Origin of the sequence: Paenibacillus sp. FSL L8-0470, assembly GCF_038008625.1 — a bacterium.
In the GTDB taxonomy this organism is placed as follows: Bacteria; Bacillota; Bacilli; order Paenibacillales; family Paenibacillaceae; genus Paenibacillus_AQ.
In genome coordinates this window covers 7,242,194-7,262,872 of the sequence record NZ_JBBOZM010000001.1, presented here as the reverse complement: position 1 = coordinate 7,262,872, position 20,679 = coordinate 7,242,194, and the positions used below count along the sequence as shown (strand labels likewise).

16 protein-coding genes and 5 pseudogenes are annotated in these 20,679 nt (G+C 45.8%); 18 read left to right on the top strand and 3 right to left on the bottom strand.

The features are described 5' to 3' along the window. Positions 1–88: 88 nt before the first annotated feature. The 5 genes from NST99_RS33125 (at position 89) to NST99_RS33105 (ending at position 2,864) form a co-directional block, all read left to right on the top strand. Positions 89–217, top strand: a complete 129-nt coding sequence (locus tag NST99_RS33125) for a hypothetical protein (protein ID WP_341097402.1) — start codon at positions 89–91, stop codon at positions 215–217. A 166-nt stretch (positions 218–383) separates the two neighbouring features. Then, on the top strand, positions 384–1,238 hold the full coding sequence (locus tag NST99_RS33120; RefSeq protein WP_341097400.1) for an ABC transporter ATP-binding protein: 855 nt from the start codon (positions 384–386) through the stop codon (positions 1,236–1,238). Beyond that, positions 1,231–1,887 carry an ABC-2 transporter permease gene (locus NST99_RS33115; protein ID WP_341097398.1) on the top strand — a complete coding sequence of 219 codons (657 nt, stop codon included), beginning with the start codon at positions 1,231–1,233 and terminating at the stop codon, positions 1,885–1,887. Before NST99_RS33120 ends, NST99_RS33115 begins: the two co-directional genes overlap by 8 nt. Further along, entirely contained in the window at positions 1,884–2,249 is a 366-nt protein-coding gene (locus NST99_RS33110) for a GntR family transcriptional regulator (protein ID WP_341097397.1), read from the top strand. The genes NST99_RS33115 and NST99_RS33110 overlap by 4 nt, the downstream gene beginning before the upstream one ends. Before the next feature lie 234 nt (positions 2,250–2,483). Continuing rightward, positions 2,484–2,864 (top strand): hypothetical protein, encoded by a 381-nt coding sequence (locus NST99_RS33105; protein ID WP_341097396.1) that lies wholly within the window; start codon positions 2,484–2,486, stop codon positions 2,862–2,864. 114 nt (positions 2,865–2,978) lie between these two features. Here the strand turns inward: NST99_RS33105 and NST99_RS33100 are convergent, their stop codons facing one another. Beyond that, positions 2,979–4,331 (bottom strand): MATE family efflux transporter, encoded by a 1,353-nt coding sequence (locus NST99_RS33100; RefSeq protein ID WP_341097395.1) that lies wholly within the window; start codon positions 4,329–4,331, stop codon positions 2,979–2,981. A 131-nt stretch (positions 4,332–4,462) separates the two neighbouring features. On the opposite strand from NST99_RS33100, the gene NST99_RS33095 reads away from it, so the two are divergent. From NST99_RS33095 to NST99_RS33085, 3 genes are all read left to right on the top strand, one after another. Beyond that, entirely contained in the window at positions 4,463–5,143 is a 681-nt protein-coding gene (locus NST99_RS33095) for a TetR/AcrR family transcriptional regulator (RefSeq protein ID WP_341097393.1), read from the top strand. A 177-nt stretch (positions 5,144–5,320) separates the two neighbouring features. Beyond that, the gene (locus NST99_RS33090) at positions 5,321–5,731 is read left to right on the top strand and encodes a contact-dependent growth inhibition system immunity protein (RefSeq protein WP_341097391.1); all 411 of its coding nucleotides are present in this window, start codon (positions 5,321–5,323) and stop codon (positions 5,729–5,731) included. Positions 5,732–6,218: 487 nt separating this feature from the next. Beyond that, positions 6,219–7,013 (top strand): class I SAM-dependent methyltransferase, encoded by a 795-nt coding sequence (locus NST99_RS33085; RefSeq protein ID WP_341097389.1) that lies wholly within the window; start codon positions 6,219–6,221, stop codon positions 7,011–7,013. Between the two features lie 399 nt (positions 7,014–7,412). Here NST99_RS33085 and NST99_RS33080 read toward each other — a convergent pair. Beyond that, positions 7,413–7,755, bottom strand: a pseudogene (locus tag NST99_RS33080) (helix-turn-helix domain-containing protein). Here NST99_RS33080 and NST99_RS33075 point away from each other — a divergent pair. From NST99_RS33075 to NST99_RS33035, 10 genes and pseudogenes are all read left to right on the top strand, one after another. Then, positions 7,681–8,103, top strand: coding sequence for a hypothetical protein (locus NST99_RS33075; RefSeq protein ID WP_341097844.1), 423 nt, complete (start codon positions 7,681–7,683; stop codon positions 8,101–8,103). The pseudogene NST99_RS33080 and the gene NST99_RS33075 sit on opposite strands and share 75 nt — an antisense overlap. A gap of 142 nt (positions 8,104–8,245) precedes the next feature. Further along, a complete protein-coding gene (locus NST99_RS33070; RefSeq protein WP_341097387.1) occupies positions 8,246–9,253 on the top strand; it encodes a phosphotransferase in 1,008 nt (335 codons plus the stop codon). Positions 9,254–9,414: 161 nt separating this feature from the next. Further along, complete coding sequence (locus NST99_RS33065; protein WP_341097386.1) at positions 9,415–10,692, top strand: discoidin domain-containing protein; 1,278 nt, start codon at positions 9,415–9,417, stop codon at positions 10,690–10,692. 209 nt (positions 10,693–10,901) lie between these two features. Then, positions 10,902–11,198 (top strand): annotated as a pseudogene (locus tag NST99_RS33060) (response regulator); the annotation flags it as partial. 38 nt (positions 11,199–11,236) lie between these two features. Next, positions 11,237–11,522: pseudogene (locus NST99_RS33825) on the top strand (sensor histidine kinase); the annotation flags it as partial. A gap of 257 nt (positions 11,523–11,779) precedes the next feature. Then, positions 11,780–11,974, top strand: a pseudogene (locus NST99_RS33055) (macrolide family glycosyltransferase); the annotation flags it as partial. A 273-nt stretch (positions 11,975–12,247) separates the two neighbouring features. Continuing rightward, positions 12,248–13,054, top strand: coding sequence for a methyltransferase domain-containing protein (locus NST99_RS33050; RefSeq protein ID WP_341097385.1), 807 nt, complete (start codon positions 12,248–12,250; stop codon positions 13,052–13,054). Between the two features lie 153 nt (positions 13,055–13,207). Beyond that, positions 13,208–13,417, top strand: a pseudogene (locus NST99_RS33045) (IS1182 family transposase); the annotation flags it as partial. A 126-nt stretch (positions 13,418–13,543) separates the two neighbouring features. Then, on the top strand, positions 13,544–15,478 hold the full coding sequence (locus NST99_RS33040) for a BglG family transcription antiterminator (RefSeq protein ID WP_341097384.1): 1,935 nt from the start codon (positions 13,544–13,546) through the stop codon (positions 15,476–15,478). A gap of 305 nt (positions 15,479–15,783) precedes the next feature. Beyond that, on the top strand, positions 15,784–17,766 hold the full coding sequence (locus NST99_RS33035; RefSeq protein ID WP_341097383.1) for a fructose-specific PTS transporter subunit EIIC: 1,983 nt from the start codon (positions 15,784–15,786) through the stop codon (positions 17,764–17,766). 257 nt (positions 17,767–18,023) lie between these two features. Here the strand turns inward: NST99_RS33035 and NST99_RS33030 are convergent, their stop codons facing one another. Continuing rightward, entirely contained in the window at positions 18,024–20,648 is a 2,625-nt protein-coding gene (locus tag NST99_RS33030; RefSeq protein WP_341097382.1) for a family 16 glycosylhydrolase, read from the bottom strand. Positions 20,649–20,679: the final 31 nt, after the last annotated feature.

Below are 20,679 nucleotides of genomic sequence, written 5' to 3'. Positions count from 1 at the left end.
ATACGGTTGGTGCTATGTGCTGATGAAGAAAATAAATATAAGTAAAGTGCCCCTATTGTTGTAGAAAGTCGGAGAGTGTTGTAGGGATATGAATAGCTCGACATTGGGTGTCCCAAGTCATAATGACGAAGGGACGCCCTTTTTTATTTTAATGAAGGAGCTGGAGATTGTGCTGAACGGACAAGGTTATATGACTGCTTTAGTGATTTTATTGTAAACCGTACCGTAATCCTTTTAAAAAAGGGATTATCACTATTCGGGGAAGGGATGTGTGGCGCTGGCTAGCTCTCCTGTCGTTCTGCGTCTTGAACCAATTGACTTTGTAAAAGCCTCATGATATATTGTGCATACACGGAATACACAATTTGTTGAGGAGGTATGGTATGCTGGCATTAGATATTAGAAATTTAAATAAAAAATATCCTCACTTTCAGATCAAAGACGTATCTTTTCAATTGGAGAAGGGTTATATTATGGGTTTTATCGGGGTCAATGGCGCGGGAAAAACAACCACGATAAAATCGATCTTGAACATGGTTCAAGCCGATAGTGGCGAGATCAGCATTTTTGGCAAGAACATCGCTGAACATGAAACCGAATTGAAGCAGGATATTGGATGCGCATTCGGTGATATCGATTTCTATACACGCAGCAAGATAAAGACGCTAACCAATATTACAAAGAAGTTCTATAAGAATTGGAATGATGAAACTTACTACAATTATCTAAAAAGATTCAAATTGGATGAAAATAAAAAAATAGCGGAACTGTCTACAGGAATGAAAGTAAAGTACAGCTTGACCCTTGCTTTATCGCATGGCGCAAAGCTGCTTATCCTTGATGAACCGACCAGCGGACTCGATCCTGTCTCGAGAGACGATCTTCTAGATATCTTTCAGGAGCTTATCATTGACGGCGAGATCAGTATTCTTTTCTCTACCCATATTACATCCGACTTGGAAAGATGTGCAGATTATATAACCTTCATTGAACACGGGCAAATCGTCGCCAGTTCCGAGAAAAACGAGTTTAAGGAGTCCTATCGTTTAATCAGCGGCAGCGAGGCCCAATTGAGCGAAGTAAAGGAATATTTGATTTCCTACAAAATCAACTCGTTCGGCTTTACCGGATTGATTCATGCCAATGATGTCGATCCATCCTCCAGCCTAAGGGCAACCACGCCCAGCCTCGATGAAATCATGATCTACTTTGCGAAAAAGGAGGGTGTATATGTATAATTTAGTGATGAAGGATTTGAAATTGGGAGTAAATCCCTGGTTCTTTGCATTACCCTTAATTCTGGGCGGCTTAATGCTAATTCCCGGTTGGGTCTACTTTCTTGTCCCGCTATATTTCTGCTTCATTACCGTACCGAACATGTTTGGCGGATTTAAAAGTCAGAACGATTTGATGTTTAGTACGATGATGCCAGTGACCAAAACAGACATCGTGAAGTCCAGGATAGCCGTTGTTGTCATTCTTGAACTAATGCATCTTCTTGTTGCGATGATCTTCGGTATATTTACGTTTCGCTTATACCCCCATCTGACTTACATTTTCTATGCACCACACATGGGTTTTTGGGGATTATGCTTTATCATGCTTGCGATTTTCAACATCATATTTATATCCATGTACTACAAGACGGCGTATAAGTATGGCGTGGCAACGACCACATCCACTACGGCCGCTATACTTTTTGCCGGAGTGGCCCAATGGGCCGGAATCCAAAATCCTTGGATGAACGACATTTTCTATGGCTCCGGGACGGATAATAAAGCGCTGCAGCTATCCATTCTGATCGCGGGCCTCGTAATTTTTATTTCATTCACCCTGATTGCCTATCGGATTGCGGTAAAGAGATTCCTAAGAGTGGAGATATTATGAACGTAACGATTTCGAACACATCCGAGAAGCCGATTTATCAGCAGCTTTACGAACAGATCAGCGCACAAATTCTGAAAGGTGAGCTGGAAAGCGGCTATTGTTTACCGCCCATTCGTCAGGCGGCCCTGGAACTTCATGTTAGTGTTATCACCGTAAAGAAAGCGTGGGAAGAACTTGAGCGAAGCGGTTTGATCAATACGGTAACAGGTAAAGGATGTTTTGTAGCCGAATTCTCGCCCGATGAGATGCTGCGGATACGCAACGAAATGGTCCTGAAGCAAATGGACAGCGACACATCATATTACAAGTCCTTTGGCCTCACCCTTGATGAAGTGATTGGGCTGTTGAACAAGATTTATTAACAGTATAGACAAAAACCTTCCACGATCCCTTTCGGCGTTTGTGGACTTGTTTATAATGATATATGGGTCTTTGGTATGGTCGAAACAAGCGGCCGACTGAGACTATGCGACGATTTTTATCCGATATGCGTTTGGGATGTTGTCATGGCGGGGGTGGCCGGGTAATAGACATGATTAGAACTTTAAAATTTGGCTGAATTTGGATTAGGAGCCAAGTAAACGGAGGGAAAGATCATGGCGGCACAGACAGTATCAGGCATCAGCCCGGTACAGGCCATTGCAGCTTACGGTGGCACACAAAGCGATGTCAGTTCCCTGGAGAAGCAGCGGAACCGGTTGCTGATGGAACTGGACAAGGTGAATGCAGCGCAGGGCGGAGAGATGCAGACTCCTTATCGCCGGGAGCAGCTGCAGCGGCAAATTCGACTGATGGAGGCCCAAATGGTGCAGAAAAGTGGGAGTAGCGCCCCGGTCGATTTTGTACTGGCTCCTCCGCTTCAAGACCATCTCCCGCTCTGGCGGACGGAAGGAAAGGGAGGCCTCAAGGGCATTGGTCTGACTGATCCCCGGACGGCGACAGTAAACTCAGAGGGCCATTTCAACGCGTTGATTTAGACAAAAAAGCGAAGGTGCGAAAAGCGTCCGGTGATGAACCGGCTGCTCGCACCTTCTTTTTTTTAACGAGGAGGCAGAACTCCAAGGTTGGCTGATCTGGCTGTTATATAACTTCTACTGCAGCAAACTATCCAATTCCGGCTGCAATTTGTTCCGCAGAACATACAGCATGACGGCACCGACAAGGAATGCGGCGGCATCCGCAATGACAATCGACCAGACTACCCCGTGGAAGCCGTTCATTTGATTGGCAATATAAAGTACAGGAATCAGCGTAACTCCTTGAATAATTGACATAATAAACGCGGCCGTTCCTTGCGCTGTTGCCTGGAAGACCCCGGTAAACAGAGTGGTCATTCCTGTAATGAATAAGGATAAGAACGTCACATGCAGAATGTAGCTGCCCATCTCAATTAATTGCGGGTCATTTGTAAATAGACCAATTAAATGGTCGGAAACTAAATAGACGATGATGCCGAATACGGCTGCTAACCCCACAATCACTTTGGTCGTAAATCCAATGGTATTCTTCATGCGCAATTTATCCGCTGTAAAAGAGAAGGCAATGAGCGGCACGACCCCCTCGCATAAGCCCATCAGAATAAACTCAGGAAATTGCAATAAACGTGATGAAATTCCGTAAGCCGCTACGGCCGAATCCCCGTATTCGACAAGAAAATGGTTGAAGATAAGCGACATTGCCCCCAAAAAGATGCTCATAATAAAGACGGGAACCCCGATTTTGAATACATTACCCAGAATGTCTTTGGTAGCCTTGAACCATTTTACGGAGACCGTTAAAAATTGGCTTTTATATCTCATATGGAAGGCGTAGTATACACTCGCAACCAAGTTAGAAACGACCGTAGCTGACGCAACGCCGATCACGTCCCAATGGAACACGAAGATGACGAGCGCATCGAGAATGATATTTACAACAACACTTAGAAGCATACCGATCATCGAGGTGATGGCTGCACCCTCCGAGCGCACGATATTCTCCAGCGTGAAAAATAATACGACGAATGGTGAACCCATAAGCATAATAGTGACATAGTCCTTCGTGAATCCGAAGGAGTCAGGCGTTGCCCCCAGGCCATGAACGATGGGATCGATCAACGGAAGACCCGCGGCCATCACGATAAGACCAAGAGCTAAGCTGCTGTAAAAAGCGAATGAAGACACATGCTTTACGTCATCATACTTTTTCTCTCCTAGCATACGGGAGATGTAGGTACCGCTGCCCATGCCAATCAAGTTGCCCAGCGCCATAATGACTGCGAATAGCGGCAAGGTTAGCGCGAGTGCGGTTAACATAGCAGTATTATGGAGTGTACCAAGGAAATAGGCATTCAAGATGGAGTATATGACATTCATTGAGGTGCCTAGCATCATCGGTATAGCGAAGTGAGCTACGGCCTTTGCGACCGGTGCTTTTTCAAAATAATAGAGGTTTTCTGCATCCATGTTGGATCACCACTTTCTTTATTTTATTCAATCTAACGGCGTTAGATTGAACCTTACAGTGTTAGATGATATCATGAACCTATAAACCTGTAAAGCATAAACTTACACTGTTAGATAAAGGGCGGATAACGATGAAAAAGCAGCAGCCTCAAATTTCGGAGGATAGGATTCTGGAAGCCTCGTGGGAGCTTCTTGGAGAGGAGGACATTGAGAAATTCAGCATGAGACGATTGGCCGACAGGCTGGGGATTCAGGCTCCCTCCCTGTACTGGTACTTTAAGAGCAAACAGAATCTTTACCAGCGCCTGGCCAATCAGGTATCGAAGGTGATCCTGGAGGAGTTCCACTCCGAGGGGGATTGGAAGGAGCAACTGACAGGGCTTGCGGTAACAGTACGGAGCGTGCTCAGCCGATATCCCTGCTCTACGCAGCTCATGATGATGACGCTGCCCCACGAACCGGACATCATCCGGTTCACCAACCGTATGCTGCTCTGCGTGGAATCGACACCGCTCGCGCAAGCGCAGAAAATGCAGGTGGTTACTACGCTTGTGAACTATGTCTTCTACTTCGTTCTGGACAATTATCAGCATGAGCGCAATGTCTCCGCGATCCTTAAAGACCAGGGGGCGCCTCCGGGTGAGGAGCTGATTCGGCTTCTCGATTCCATGAGCGAGACGGATACGGGACTGTTCAGGAGGATGTTTACGAGCGGGCTATTCGAGCTAATGGGAACCGACGGGGCGTTTGAGTTCGGGCTGAAGCTGATTCTGCTCGGGATTGAGCAGGTGATAAAGGAGCAGGAGAAGTAGAATGTGTAAAACCGCTCATCCGGTTATCGGATGGGCGACGCACTATGTAGGTTACGGTGAACCGTATCATAAATAATGGCAAAGTCATCGTTAATTTAAGCGGATTAGTTTTACATGGAAAGACCTGATTGTTAAATAAAGCATGGATTTCATCCTAGTGAAACGAGGATATTTTGTATGGGAAATTCTTTAATTAAATTCGATATAACAAAATCTTTGCAGGAATTAGATGGAGATGATTGGGGTGAGCCTACATTCAATTCTAACCTTGTTAAAACCGTTCATCGTCTTAGAACAGTACCACTAAAAGATTTCACTAATGAAGACCTAAGGTTAATGATTGGTCAGAAATTCTGTTTAGCGTATCTTGTCCCTATTGTTCTTGAACGATTAGCCGTGAACGAGTTTGTATCAGGTGCGAGGTATACAGGTGATCTGCTTTGTGCCATGTTAGATATAGGATATGACTTTTGGAAGGAACACATTGATTTGCATTGGGAGTTTAATTCAATCGTTATTGGTGTCAATCACTGTCTTGAAGTATTAAAACCATTGCTAGAACAGTATATTCCTCCCAAAAGTGAGTAGTCAATAAAATAGCTAGTTCTATTAAGAAACCACTCGATTGCCAGGAGTGGCTATGTCTTTTATATATTGATATATATTTTGTGGAAACTTTACTTTGTGTTAAGATACATTGCGGTGAACCGTATCATAAGTAGGGCAAGTTTTTTATGGCTTTCCTTGCAGGGAGGGGAGGGGGATCCGCAAAAAGGTTTGTCGCTGAAAGCAATGTGGGATCTATTTTAGTGAAAAGGTTCTACAGAGCATGGCCGAATTATCCTAATTTTGACGAATCCTTTTAAGCTGACGGGAATAACTATAAAGAACTTTTACATTGATAATGAAATTTTTCCAATTATAATCATATAGAAACACAGTTTTTATTTATCCCGCTTTCCATTAAATGTTGAAAGGATGATGTTAGATGATTAATATAACAGAATTGTCCACCCGCATAATTTCTTGGAGGGTGACTATACTTTAACCCTCCTAAAAAATTGGAGGTAAATCTGTGAACAGAGATTTTATCGCAAAACATTGGTATGCCAGTGTGTATGAAAAGTTTGAAAACCAAACACATGACATCGATTTTCTATTAAAAGTACTTGCAGAGCAAACAGGCAACCAGTCACAAAGTATTCTTGAAGTTGCCTGTGGTGGTGGTAGGATATGTGTATCACTTGCAAAGGCGAATCATACTGTTACAGGCTTTGATGCAGATGAACATATGCTCCTACGCTGTTATCGCCGGATGGTGGGTTTGCCTAATATACACTGTTATCAGGCTGAAGCGGCGATTTCTGATTGGGGTCTCGGTTTTGATGTAGTAGTTATGGCAGGCAATATCTTGATTAACATTGAAAGCAAAATGGATTACAAAGAGGCACAGAAGACCTTTATTAAAAATGCTGCGGCGTCGCTTCGTACTGGTGGACATCTTTATATGGATTTTGACTTATATTATAATCCAGCAGCCTCATTCAGCAGGTTGAATGAGAGTAGCTATTTCCAAGGAACAGACGAATTGGGCACGACTGGTCGCACTGTTAGCTATGGCAGCGTGTATGATCCTATAACCCAGATTTGTACCGGAATTGGTCACTGGGAGCTTACCACAAATAGCGGTGAGCAATTTATTGTACCCAAGCGGTGGCATAAGCATATTCCTACACAAACGCAAGTTTACGGTTGGCTGTCCGATGCTGGATTTACTATAGAGCGTACCTATCAAAATTATACGGCTGAATCGATACCGAAGCCGATTGTTGAAGCAAATCGTGCTATTATCTGGGCAAGAAAGTTATAGTTTGACATGTACGTATGACGTATCCTTTTGCTAAACTAACGGCTACGATAGTAGAACAAAGCGAGATCAAATCCCGCAAAGGATAGACCTAAAACTTGCTGATACAGACAGCGCAGAGGGCAAGGTCCTTTGTGAGTCAGCTCGGAAAAGATTCGTCTTAACGTAGAAAGGGAAGGGGCAGGGCAATTCAACCGCAACCCACATGGTAACGGAAACGAAGGTCAAACTCCAGTCTGCGTTATAGGCTGGTAAACTGAAAAAGAGTGGCAGTCGTTCTTTGGATTCGATTTTTGAAGCTTTTTAAAAGAAAACAAACTTTCTTAGAGAATATACAAAGGGGACTTCCTCCTATTGAGATATTCTTCATTTTATTCTCCTAAAAAGATCTTCCTTCTCATCCTAGTCTATCCCCATTGCAGCAATCACTTCCCGCACAACCCGGGTGATTGCTGCTATTTCTTCTGCACTCTTATTGCTAATCAAAGCCATATGCTCATCGAGCGCCTTTCGGTGCTCGGTCTCATCATCGAAACGAAAAACTTCAATGGCGGGAACTTGAAACGCTGCAATGATTTTTTTCCAGCGTCTCCAAAGAAATGTTTCGATCTCCGCGTTCGACACCGCCTATGTAACTGTAGTGAAGCGATGCTGCTTCTGCCAATTGTTCTTGAGTCCATCCTTTTGCTTTTCTAAGCTCACGTATGCGATTGCCGACGTTTTCTATACGGCGGATATCCTGCATAACTATGTTCAGCGTATTTATGAAGAGAGGCAGTATTGCAAGGCGATGGGACTGACTAGACCCCTAATTAAGATGCAGCATCTGCTTGTTTATTATTTTGGGTTTAGTCAGCAGATGCGGGGAATTGCATATCAACAGCTAGGGGATTATGAGCAGGCCAAAGATAGTATTTACAGATACGCAGAACTTGGCTGGTTGGAGGATTTGGGGAAAAAAGGACTAGAGATCGCTCGTGAATTTCGGTTCTTAGCAAAAGTGAATTTAACGCTCTTATTTAGTTTGACTATTCTGAGGCCCCATAATATTCTTAATTATGAAGCATATAACAAGGCCGAAACATGGCTGTGACCTGACCATTTAGAGGCGTATCCCCCGGAAAGGGGAGAACTGCCTCTTTTTAACATTGTTTCATTATAGTTTATAACTCAACTACGCTCTCTGCGCAGTTTCGCTGTTCGGGGGCAGAGGCATTTGGAAAGGTTGGTTTTAAATGCTCTTGACGACTGAGGACCAAATAGTCAACGAAATCGCGGACTGGCTGAAAAAGCATTTTTCGGCTGAGCTGCTGTCTGCCGGGCGTGTTAGGCGTGGGCTATTGAACGAGAAGTGGATCGTCGAGACGAACAAGGGGTGGCTGTTCGCCAAAAGCTATCACCCTGAGCGGTTTAAGATGGGTGATCCGGAGTTTCGCGGCAAGATTGAAAATGCGCTGCAACTGCAACTTCTTTTTTATCAGTCGGGTGGACCGTGCCCTGAGCCGCTGATGCTGGAAGGGCGCTGCATGCACATTCTGCCGTGCGGAAGGTACATGACCGTCATGACATGCTGTCCGGGCGCTATGGTGCCTGCTGGCATGATCGGTGAGCATAGAATGCATGCACTCGGACGGGCTGCCGCGGATATGCATACCGTCTGGGATTCCGCGGCGGCATTGGGGTTCGGAGCAGCAGTGCCGCCGGAGGAACCGGTTTGGCGGTTGTCTCGCGAGGAGGTGGAGCGAACCTGGGAGGTAAGCTGGGATGCGGCCCGTGACTCGTCTGAGCGTGTCCGGAATGCACTGCAATTACAGAAGGCGATTGTTGATTCACTTGGAGATGATGACTTTAAGCCTCTGACTGCCGGCTGGGCCCACCTCGATCTGTGGGCAGACAACCTGCTTTTCGAAGGAGACGCTCTGGCAGCCATCGTTGACTTCGACCGGGCACGCTACTCGTTTCCAGCGCTGGACCTCGGGCGGGCTGTCCTTTCCGGCACGCTCAGCGGGCGCGGATTCCGCAAGGATGCAGTGGTCGCTTTCACTGAAGGCTACCGTAGTGTGCGGCAACTACCGCCAGGCTCGATTTTGAGGGCAATCAAGTACGTCTGGTGTATCGAATCGCTTTGGTGGATCCAGCCGTCGTTCGAATCGTCCAGCGCGGTACCTGTCCGTTTTGCCGAAGAAATGATCCACACTGCGGAGCGGTGGGAGCAACTTGACGCTCTTCTTGGGGACATTTAGCTGGATGTACGCTAACCTAGTGCCCGGATACGGTAGTTGAATCAAGCGAATTCCGAAGAAAGGGGACTGAGCAACAGGTTGCCGTGGCTCTTTCACCCTGACTTCATTGAGTTAGACCTATTCCAGTAAAGAGGTGTTCAGTTATTCGTAAATTTACCAAAATGTTATGTGTCTTTCTTATTGCAGGAGTATCTGCTCTTGTTGCAATACCTATCCAGACGACAGCCAATGGAGGCCCTGGGGATATATCACCAGATGTTCAAGGAGGGGGAATGAAGTTCACCCAAAAGAAAAACATTATCCTTAAAGAAGAAAATCTATCTTTTATTATCAAGGGTGATACGGTAGAAATCACTGCAGCATATACTTTGTTTAATAAAGGCGGAGCTGATAAAACGGCGTATATTTTTCCTATTCATTTCTACGTTAATGAACATGGTTGCGAACCGAATTGTGACTTCAAAGCAGATAACTTTCGGATTACAGATGGCAATAAGTTACTCCCAATAAAAAATGAACATACAACCAAAACTGTAAATCAAGTAATAGAAGATGAATATATCGTCCAAAAAGTTACCCGCGAATACATAACTGAGATTAATTTTGCAAAGGGAGAGACCAAAAAGCTTACGGTGCGATATTCGGTAAACGCTGGATTTTACGACTGGATGATTTCCGGCCAGCCTTTAGTAATTTTCGGGGATAGACATTTTAGCTACGATGTAGCACCAGCAGGATACTGGGGGAATGGGAGAGCCGGCAAACTAAACATCACATTTGATTACCGCGACATTATTAGGAAAGGCGGCTCTCCCATCCGTCTCTCACTTCCATACGGAAAAGAAACAGAAAAAGGATTACTTAAACTCCAACTGGAAAATACTGAATTGAAGAAACTTGGCCAGCTTGAGTTTAAGTATGAGTACGAGGCGTATTTATTATCCAAACATATTACAGCCTCAAAAATACCGATAAGTCAGTTCAAGAGCGCAATTGCTTCTACTGAGTTAGGGAAAGAGTACAAAATTACGAATATGTTTGATGGGAAGCTGAATACAGCATGGGTTGAGGGCGCCAAAGGAACTGGAATCGGGGAGACCATTACTTTAGAGTTGAAACCAGGTACATATGTTGACGGGGTGCGGATTATCAACGGTTATATGAAAAGCAAGGAGAGCTATGAGAACAATGCAAGAATCAAAACCATTCGTTTATCGTACCTTATGCGCAATTCAGAATGGATAACGGAAGATGTTGATCTTGCTGACTTGCCTTTCGATTCCAAGAAAGCTGCAGACCAGAATAGCATATATCTTCTTTCGCAACAGATCGGTCAGATCGGACAAGAAGTCAGCAAGATTAAATTAACCATATTATCGACCTATCCCGGGAAAAAGTTTGCTGATACCTGCGTGTCAGAATTGATTGTACTTAAGTAATTTGTTTGTTGGGAATCGGCTCAAGCAGAGAAGATGCTTGGGCTTTTCTTTATGTGCAGCGTTTTGCCGAAGAGAGGATTCACTGCGGAGTGGTTTTGGGGTATGTAGTAATTAAATGGACTATTAAAGAGAAGCAATGGGAATAATTTATTGAATAAGATAAGATTATGATAGGGTGACGTTGGATATGGTTTTTGAGGCGGGAATATATGACTACCGAGATACTTATTGTAGACGATGATAAAGAGATTGCCGAGTTAATCGGGGTGTATTTGCGCAATGAAAGCTATCAAATTTATACAGTGCAGGATGGACTTGAAGCACTTCAATTCATGGAGCGTCACTCTATTGACCTCGTGATATTAGATATTATGATGCCCAAGATGAATGGACTGGATGTTTGTAGAGAAATTCGAAGAGAGCATTAAATTCTAGTCTTGATGTTAAGTGCAAAAGCAGAAGACATGGATAAAATTGTTGGTTTTGAGCTTATTGCTAACGGTTACTTTGATTTTATAAAATAGAAGAGAGAGCGGAAGCTGGTTTAGATGAACTTGTTACCCACATTAATAATGTCGTAATTCAAGCCAAGAAGGCCATTGCGGAAGAGCGAAGATCAGAACAGATTAAAAATGATTTGGTGACGAATGTTGCCCATGACCTTAGATCCCTCTAACCTCTATCATCGGATACTTGAATCTTATAAATGAAGATGAATATAGGGACGAAGTGGGGCTTCGAGGTTATATACAGATTGTGTATGCAAAGGTTGAACGCGTACATCATTTAATAAAGATTTGTTTGAATATACCTATGTTCAAAACAAAGAAACCCTTGTAAGCGAATAGAGTAGAAAAGTCACGTTCAGAATACACGGGTGGAACATTATTTAAAAAACCATAAAATAAATGCTAAACGCTACTATTCCGTTGTCAGTAGCGTTTTTGTATAGTCGGAGCATGCGAATTTTGCAGTGCTTTGGAGATAGTGCCAAATGAATATACCATACCTCGAATGAAAGCTGCACCGGTCAATATGCCTTATATTAGAAGGAGTTAGAGAGCAATATACCTAAGAAGTGGTGTATGTGGCGCTTGTTTTATTTATTAATGGCCGATCAGAGGGACATATCAATCCAACGATTGGAGTTGTGCAAGAGCTTATTCTGCGTGGAGAAGAGGTAGTGTACTTTTGTATAGAAGCTTTTCGGGAACGTATGGAGAAGACGGGGGCTTCGGTACGAACATTTGACGATCAAAAATTTATAAAAGCCTTTATCTCAGTAGAACTTATTGATGGGAAATTATACTTTATGAGATACTCTGGCAATCTTCATATTGAGATCTATCCGGTAGGCGAAGGGAGATTTGCCCGCAGATATTCAGACCAGATCCATCCGTACAGTATTGCTGAGAACGAAAACGGCAAAATGACATTTTTCGGGTACATCAAGGATAAAACCGCAAACAAGTAGTTTGGGGCCGCAACGTCCTGCAGAGGGAGCTTGGTGCTAGGTCGCGAATATTTTGTAATTTATAGAAAGGGTGATGTTAGTGTGCCGAAACTATTATTTGACCCAATGAAACATCCCGATTGGATTCCGCCGCAGACTACAGCGTGGTACGCAAATTTAGCGTTGGAAACCGGAGGATACAAGTATCCGTGGAAGTCGGTGTTCGATGAACCGCGGGCCGAGGTTATCTTTGCAGACAAAATTGCAGCCTGTCTCCATGAGAACTCACGAGTATTGGATGTTGGCTGCGGTCACGGTGAATTCACGAGGACGTTTGCTTGCAGAGCAAAAGAAGTCGTGGGGATTGATGCCGTCGAGGGATACATTGCATCAGCAAAAGAGGGCGCAGCCAAATCCCTTACATTTCTTGTAATGGATGCTGAGGAACCATTACCATTTCCTGTGGACTCTTTTGACGTCGTCTACACAAAAAAGGGACCGTGGCTATTCCACAAGGGAAATGATGAGGGGCATCGGGTCATTAAACCCGGCGGTATGGCGCTGGGTTTGTATCATTGCGGAACAGACGGGGGACTTCGAAGTCACTTTCCCGGGTTGTATTCTCCACTTCCGGACAACTACCTGGGGGAGATTAAAGCGAAATTTGAACGCCAACTGACCGAAAGCAATCTACAGAAGGTTGAATTACAGATATTTGAAGAGGTTGAATATCTGTCGAGACCTGAGGATGTATTGATCAAGAAATGTTTTGGCCAGAAGGAAACATTGAAGGAAGTTGTCTGGCAGGAATGCCTGAAAGATGTGGAGGAAATATTCCTTCGCCATGCCACCTCAAGAGGCCTAAAGGTCGTCAACTATCATGCCTTGATGATCGGGAGGGCTACATAAGCGAAGCAATGTGCCTTGAATTTCCTCAAAGGGACAGCGTAAGTCTTCAAAGTACAGGGGGCGTCCCAAAAACCATGTAATGGCTGCTTGGGACGCCCCTTGGTTTTGGAGTAGGATCCACATAGGAACTTGGTGAGGACGCCCCGCGAACAAGGTATCCTTGAAACGGTATTCACCGCCGTGCTTCAATTTCTGGCGGACGAAGAATACGTCTCCCTGGAGCATTATTTCGTGGATGGTACCAAGATTGAGGCTAATGCCAATCGCTACACCTTTGTTTGGGGCAAAGCCGTGACTAAACACAAGGCCAAGCTGCAAGAGAAAGTGCAGGTATTGTTTGCCAGTATCGAAGCCGCAGAGCAAATTATTTTGTAGTAAGCTGTATAGTTATGCTGTGTATTCCAGTGAATGAAGGGCAATTATATATTATGACAATGTGTCCCTGTTCTTGGTGCTGTCTTCAAAACCATGAAGGAATAGAGGAATTTAATGAATAAAAGACAAAAGAAAATTCTTAGCATTTTATTAACTCAATCGAACCAATTGTTGTTAGTACAGAATCTTGCTGATGAGATCAATTGCTCAGAGAAAACCATACGGAGCGATCTGAAAATAATTGGAGAATATATAGAAAAGTACGCCAATGCGAGCCTAGTGAGACGACCTGGCCGGGGCATTTATCTAGACATTGACGAAACTGATCAAGCTGAGCTATTCCACCGCCTTTATGAGGAAGAAAGCCCGGTTCGACAGGAATCTGACGAGGAGAGAGTACTGCATCTAGCCTATCAACTGTTGATGGACACCAAGCCCGTTACAATTCAGGACCTGGTCTCGCGGTATTTTGTAAACAAAGCGGTTATTCGTAAAGATGTGGCCAAAATTGAGGGGTGGCTGCATCGGTTTAATCTACGGTTACTTTCCAAGCAGCGAGTTGGTCTTGTTATTGAAGGCTCCGAGAAGAACAAACGGAGGGCGTTAGCTCGCTTGGATCAGTTAATAGACAGTTCAGAGTTGACGGGGCAGATGATAAAAAAACAGTTCGAGCCGCATGAGATTACTGGCGTATACTATGAATTTAGAGAGCTGCAAAAGCGGCATTCGCTGTATTACACGGATGAAGCTTTTGAAAGTTTGATGTTGCATGTCCTACTGATTGTCAAACGAATGAAACTTAAGCAGCCGATTTCTTTATCGGATAATGAAATTTCATTTTTGCAGAAGAAAGTGGAATTTACCTGGGCTACAGATTTTCTGTTGCGCTTGAAACAGCTGTTTGCCATGTCTTTCCCTCGCGAAGAAGCCGCTTATTTAGCCTTACATTTGCTTGGTGGAAAATTTCGCTATCGTCAAGAGGGCGAAGAAGATTTGGCGGACAGACATCCGCTCTTACCTGATTTGATCGAGCAGTTAACGCGCCGAATGTCGGAGCTTAACATGATTGAGTTCTCTCAAGATCTGATTCTGATGAATGGATTGAAAGTCCATTTATATACTACTTTGAATCGTTTCGATTACGGGTTATCCGTTTCCAACCCGATGTTGGTGGAGATCAAGAAAATGTATCCCTATATGTTCGATCGGGTCATTATGGTGCTGGAAGAGGTGAGAAAATCACTTCATCTATCCATTCCAGAGGAAGAAGCGGCTTATTTGGCGTTGCATTTCCAAGCTTCCGTCGAAAGGTTTCATCAAGGTCAGAGTAATCCCAAAAAGGTAATTGTTGTATGTCACATGGGCATTGGCATGTCCCAATTGCTGCGAACGAAAATTGAACGAAAATTTCCGTCTGTGCTGGTGGAAGCCTCTATGGGCAAAGCGGAAGTTCAAGATTATCTGCTTTCCCATCAAGTTGATCTTGTCATTTCTACTATTGCGCTGTCGGGGTTGGAAGTTCCTTGCACTCTTGTCTCCCCCCTACTGGAGGCGAGAGATGTGCGAAAGCTTGAACTAGAGATTAAGCAACTTGATGAGCCTGACAGCAGACAAGAATCTGTTTTTCTAAAGTACACTTCACCATTTCTAGTTTTTCTCCAACAGGATGTTCAGCGTCCGGCCCAGATTATAGCTAGGTTGGGGCAAATATTGATGGATAAGGGATATGCAGAGACAGGTTATTCGGAGAGCGCTCTGATGAGAGAAAGTATGTCCTTTACGACAATAGGGGGAGGGATTGCGATTCCGCACGGGAATCCGCAATGGATCAGACAGTCGGTTATAGCCATCGCCACTTTAAAGCAGCCAATCCTCTGGGGAACTGAAAAGGTCGAACTCGTATTTATGCTTGCATTAAAAAGTGACGAACGGGAAGATGCGAGGCAGCTGTTTAAAGAGTTGTCCTTGGTCAGTGAACGTCCGGCTTTTGTCAGCGCGTTGTCCAAAGAGACCGATGTGATGAAATTTCTAAGTAAACTGAAAGGGTAAATAATAAATGAATCCGAGACGGCGATAAAAATGTGCAACGAAGAGATTGAACGGTTGAATACAGCAATCTACACTGGTGGCGGAATAGATTAAACGGGAATTTGACGTCAGCATGAGTGTACGTGGAATTAGTGCGATGCTAAAACGGATGAAATAAGGATCATGAGCCATGAATAGCTCTTTATTTTATGGAACATTAAACTAGGTTTTGCCGGAAATAACGGTAAAACTTCAGTCCGATAATAGTTTATTTGCCGTTTATACTATGAATGTAACGGGAATAACTATTGTAAAGGAGAATGATCATGAAAATATTAGCGATTACCTCATGTCCAAATGGAATTGCACATACCTATATGGCGGCTGAGAACCTTCAGAAGGCTGCTGATAAACTGGGAATAGAGATGAAGGTTGAAACTCAGGGTTCCATTGGAGTGGAGAATGAGCTGACCGAAAAGGATATCCGTGAAGCAGACGGCATCATTATCGCGGCGGATAAAACGGTGATCAAAGATCGTTTCGTCGGCAAAAAGCTACTCGTCGTTGGGGTACAGGAAGGGATTCGCCATCCGGAGGATCTGATTAGACAGATAATGAGCGGTGATGTGGCGGTCCATCGGGCACAATTACGGTCGGCTGATGATATCAAGAAAGAGAAGAAGTCGAAACAGAATTCATTTTACCGCCATATGATGAACGGTGTGTCTTATATGGTGCCGTTTATCGTGGTCGGCGGATTGCTGATTGCTATAGCGGTGTCCCTAGGCGGAGTGAAAACCCCAGGGGGGCTATTAATTCCAGATGATTCATTCTGGAAGACGATTCAGGATATTGGATCGGCATCATTTACTTTCATGGTACCAATATTGGCCGGATTTATAGCAATGAGTATTGCGGACAGGCCTGGTCTTGCTCCAGGTATGGTCGGTGGGTTCATCGCTGCTAACGGAAGTTTCTATGGTAGTGAAGCAGGAGCCGGATTTATTGGCGGGATTATCGCCGGTTTCCTTGCAGGGTATATAGCGCTCGGAATTAAGAAGATTAAGGTCCCTAAGGCGTTGAAGCCTATTATGCCAATCATTATTATACCCGTATTGACCTCTTTGATTGTAGGGCTGATTTTTGTGTTCGTTATAGGTTCTCCAATCGCACAGGTGTTTGAATCCCTGACGGTATGGCTCGTAGGTATGCAAGGTACAAGTTCGATTCTGTTAGCTCTCATCCTAGGTGCGATGATCTCCTTCGATATGGGCGGTCCAGTGAACAAGGTTGCCTTCCTATTCGGATCGGCCATGATCGGTGAAGGAAACTATGAAATAATGGGTCCAATTGCTGCTGCTATTTGTATCCCGCCTATTGGTACGGGACTTGCAACGATGATTCGCAAGCGTAAATTCGAACCTTCGGAACAAGAAGCAGGTAAAGCATCATTTACAATGGGCTTATTTGGTATCACAGAAGGTGCGATTCCGTTTGCTGCACAAGATCCACTACGTGTCATTCCAAGTGTCGTGGTAGGTTCGATGGTAGGTTCGGTGATTGCGATGGTTGGCCATGTTGGTGATAGAGTTGCCCATGGTGGACCTATTGTAGCTGTTCTTGGTGCTGTTGACAATGTTTTGATGTTTTTTATTGCTATTATTGTCGGCTCAATAGTAACAGCTCTTATGATCAGTATGTTGAAAAAGGATGTTGTAACAGGGACTCTGGATATCGCGGGAGAAGCGGATCTTGAACATTCAGTTGTGACTGGTGGGAGAACTGCTACAGCTGTGTCAGCATCTGTACAGATAAAGGATCAGATTATTGAAGAAGTGCCAGTCTTCCACATTGAGAAATTAACCGATATCCTTACGCCCGATTTAATTGATTTAGATCTGGACGGGGATACTCAGGATGCGATTATCGACGAAATGATTGGAACATTGGATAGCGTCGGAGCGGTAAGTTCAACCCGTGATTTTAAAGAGGCTATATGGGCTCGGGAAGAAGAAAGCTCGACAGGCATAGGTATGAATATTGCCATTCCGCACGGCAAATCGGACGCTGTACTGAAGCCAAGTGTTGTCTTTGGCATCAAGCAGAACGGAGTAGACTGGAAGAGCCTGGACGGAAGTGAAGCCAAACTGATCTTTATGATTGCAGTGCCACGCAACAGTAAAGGAAACGCTCATCTGAAAGTCTTACAAATGCTGTCCCGAAAGCTGATGGATGATGACTTCAGGGAAAAACTGTTGGCGGTAAAAACGAAGGCAGAAGCCTATCAATTGCTAGATCAGGTGCGTTGATTCATTGCACTGAGTAGTAAAGAAATGACGATCAATTTGCCTTTGACTTTTCCAGCAACAGTGAACATTCAGTCATGGAAAAAGCACAGGAACACACGGCTAGAGTGTATAGTGAATTAAACTTGGACGCACAAAAGGAATTTGCAAGAGGATTAGCTAACCGATTAGGTTTACAAGTATAAAAACAACCAAGCATTGCCCCAGGGGCATTGCTTGGTTATTTGCATTCCGCTTAATCACTCATTCCGCCATAATCCCTACTCCGGAACTCCCTGTGTCAATCCATGCACATACGTCTGCCAAGGCGTGTCGAGCGCTCCCTGACCTGGGTTGTAGGTGAAGGAGTATTCCACTGTATCTCCTTGCTGCAGGTTGAGGAGCGGGTAGGTGAAGTTGCCGTTCCCTGTAGAGGTCATGGCGACGTTGATCTGGCCGCCGCCATTGATCTTGTAATGCAGGTCGGCGAAGGTCGCGCCGTTAACGTAGAATTGCAGGTTGTTGGCGGTCTTCTTCAGGCCGCGCACGCTGTCACCGATGACGACGGTGCCGGGTGACGGCGTGACGACAGTGATAGTGCTGGCAGCCGTTTTGCTGCCGTCAGCGGTTGTGGCTGTTACGGTGACAACGCCCGGCGCGAGGCCGGCTACGCTGCCGGTTGCGTTGACGGAGGCGATGCCGGGACTAGAGACCGACCAGTTGACTACTTTGTTGGTAGCATTCGAAGGCGCTACGCCCGCAGTTAACTGGACGCTCTTGCCTACCTCTACTTGGGAAGAGGACGGTGTGACGGTGACGCCGCTAACTGGAACGTTGCCGGGATTTTCGCCGCCCGTGCCTTCTTTGTATACCCGCACATAGTCTAGCTGCATTGTAGCCGGGATACTGGATGGGTCCGGTATGCGTCCCCCGTCGAAATGGCCGCCGACTGCCAGGTTCATGATGAGGTAGAACGGCTGATCGAACGGTGCGTCGGGATTGTTCGGCGCGGCGACAGAATACCATTGCTGACGGCTTACTTTGAAGAAGAATTTGCCGTCTACATACCATTTGATGTTGTCATCTTCCCACACCATAGAATAGACGTGGTAATCGTTCGCGAACGTTTGCCCTTGCGGGAAGTGATACTCACCGGCGATATAGCGGTTCACCGGCCATTGGCCGCCGAAGTGGATAGCCCCGCTGGTGGTGCCGGGCAGCCGCCCTTTGGCTTCCATGATGTCGATTTCGCCGGATGCAGCCCAGGCTCCGTACACGGAATTCTCCGGCAGCATCCAGAGCGCCGGCCAGATACCGTCGCCGGTAGGCAGCTTGGCGCGGATGTCCACCCGGCCGTACTCAAGGGACATATGATTCTTGGTGTTGATTTTGCCGGAGGAATACTCTGCGTACCGGTTCGGGTCCTGCGGGAACGAACGGTGATCGTTCAAGGCCCGGATGTTCAGCTGTCCGCCAGTCACGAATACGTTCTGTGTGCTGTTCGTGTAGTGCTGCATCTCTGCATTGCCCCAGCCCCAGCTGTTGGGATCATCGCTGATGTAATAGCCTGTTTCATAATTCCATTTGCTTGTATCGAGTTCGGTGCCGCTGAATTCATCCTGCCAGATGAGGTTCATGCCGGCGATGGCTGGATCACTTGGCGTCCCGATCACAATGTCTCCATGGTCGGTTTCATCGGGACGCGGCGCATTGGGGTTGCCGATGAAGTTGTAATACACATAGTTGCTGCCGACGTTTCCGCCGGACTGCCCGTTTAACGGGTAGCCGATACGGATTTCCATGTTCTCCTGAATCGGCTGGAACCAGAGGCCGTAGACGTAGTCTGCCCAGTATCCCCACTGGTTGGCGGCGGACATGTTATTGTATCCGTTGCCCGAGTAGACGAATCTGCTCTGGCCGGAGCTGCTGAGATCGACCCATTGCCCGCCTATTTTAATCTGATACACGAAGTTGCCTAGTTCGCTGCCAATCGGCGCGCCTCCGTCAATCTTAGGTAACGGGAAGCCGATGGCGCCGCTCTTGTCCGCTGTGTAGGTGGTGCCGTCGTAAGCGGAGAGGACGAACGAATTGCGGACAGGCTGATTGAAGGTAATGGTGTAGATGAGGCTGGCGGAAGAGGTCTTCGACTCCAGCTTGACGTTGATTGATTCTGTTACCTTAAACCAGTAACCTCCGCCCCCTTCAGTAAACTGGCCGAAATTGCTGTCATAGATCCAGCCGCTGGCCGCATTGTTGTCGATGTTAACCCACTGGGTGCTGCCAACAGGCTTGACGGACAGCTTGAGATCGTGAGCTACCGCATCATAGATGAGGCCCGGATTGTTGTTGAAGACGGGATACGTAAAACCTGCGCTGCCGGTGAAGCCCGCCGTAAGTGCCGGTCCTTGCGTCGGCGTCATTGACGTGATGGTAGTGGTGTTAACGTTCTGGAACACAAGCGTGTAATCCAGTGTAACTCCGCTATTGGCTTTGGAGTATAGCTGAATTTCTGTGGTAGCAGTTAGCGTAAACCAGTAGCCATTCGCGCCGCCGTCGCTCCAGTGTCCCCAGTTCTGGTTATAGACATAACCGCCTGCGCTGTCGATGTCTACCCAATTGCCACTTTTCTTCACCTTAACGCCTACATCGCCGGAAACGTCGTTCCAGCTGGCGGAACCTCCATTAAAGACCGGCATAACAAACCCAAAGCTGGCTTGCCCCACTCCGGATTTGGAGATGACCGGCCCGTCTGCCGCTGAGAAATAAGCCATGGACGTTACAGTACTGCCTGCCGCCTGAACCCTGGAAGCTGGTAACAATCCGATGCCCGACAACATCACCAGCGCGAGGAACAGGCCCCATACTTTGCGTGTAAACCTAATCTCAGCTTTGTACATTCGTTTCATACTTGCCCTCCTTTAGAATCGTTTGGCACAA

Coding starts and splice junctions, on each gene's coding strand:
- NST99_RS33125 (WP_341097402.1), top strand. CDS start 89: ATGAATAGCTCGACATTGGGTGTCCCAAGTCATAATGACGAAGGGACG.
- NST99_RS33120 (WP_341097400.1), top strand. CDS start 384: ATGCTGGCATTAGATATTAGAAATTTAAATAAAAAATATCCTCACTTT.
- NST99_RS33115 (WP_341097398.1), top strand. CDS start 1,231: ATGTATAATTTAGTGATGAAGGATTTGAAATTGGGAGTAAATCCCTGG.
- NST99_RS33110 (WP_341097397.1), top strand. CDS start 1,884: ATGAACGTAACGATTTCGAACACATCCGAGAAGCCGATTTATCAGCAG.
- NST99_RS33105 (WP_341097396.1), top strand. CDS start 2,484: ATGGCGGCACAGACAGTATCAGGCATCAGCCCGGTACAGGCCATTGCA.
- NST99_RS33100 (WP_341097395.1), bottom strand. CDS start 4,331: ATGGATGCAGAAAACCTCTATTATTTTGAAAAAGCACCGGTCGCAAAG.
- NST99_RS33095 (WP_341097393.1), top strand. CDS start 4,463: ATGAAAAAGCAGCAGCCTCAAATTTCGGAGGATAGGATTCTGGAAGCC.
- NST99_RS33090 (WP_341097391.1), top strand. CDS start 5,321: ATGGGAAATTCTTTAATTAAATTCGATATAACAAAATCTTTGCAGGAA.
- NST99_RS33070 (WP_341097387.1), top strand. CDS start 8,246: ATGCTCTTGACGACTGAGGACCAAATAGTCAACGAAATCGCGGACTGG.
- NST99_RS33065 (WP_341097386.1), top strand. CDS start 9,415: ATGTTATGTGTCTTTCTTATTGCAGGAGTATCTGCTCTTGTTGCAATA.
- NST99_RS33040 (WP_341097384.1), top strand. CDS start 13,544: ATGAATAAAAGACAAAAGAAAATTCTTAGCATTTTATTAACTCAATCG.
- NST99_RS33035 (WP_341097383.1), top strand. CDS start 15,784: ATGAAAATATTAGCGATTACCTCATGTCCAAATGGAATTGCACATACC.
- NST99_RS33030 (WP_341097382.1), bottom strand. CDS start 20,648: ATGAAACGAATGTACAAAGCTGAGATTAGGTTTACACGCAAAGTATGG.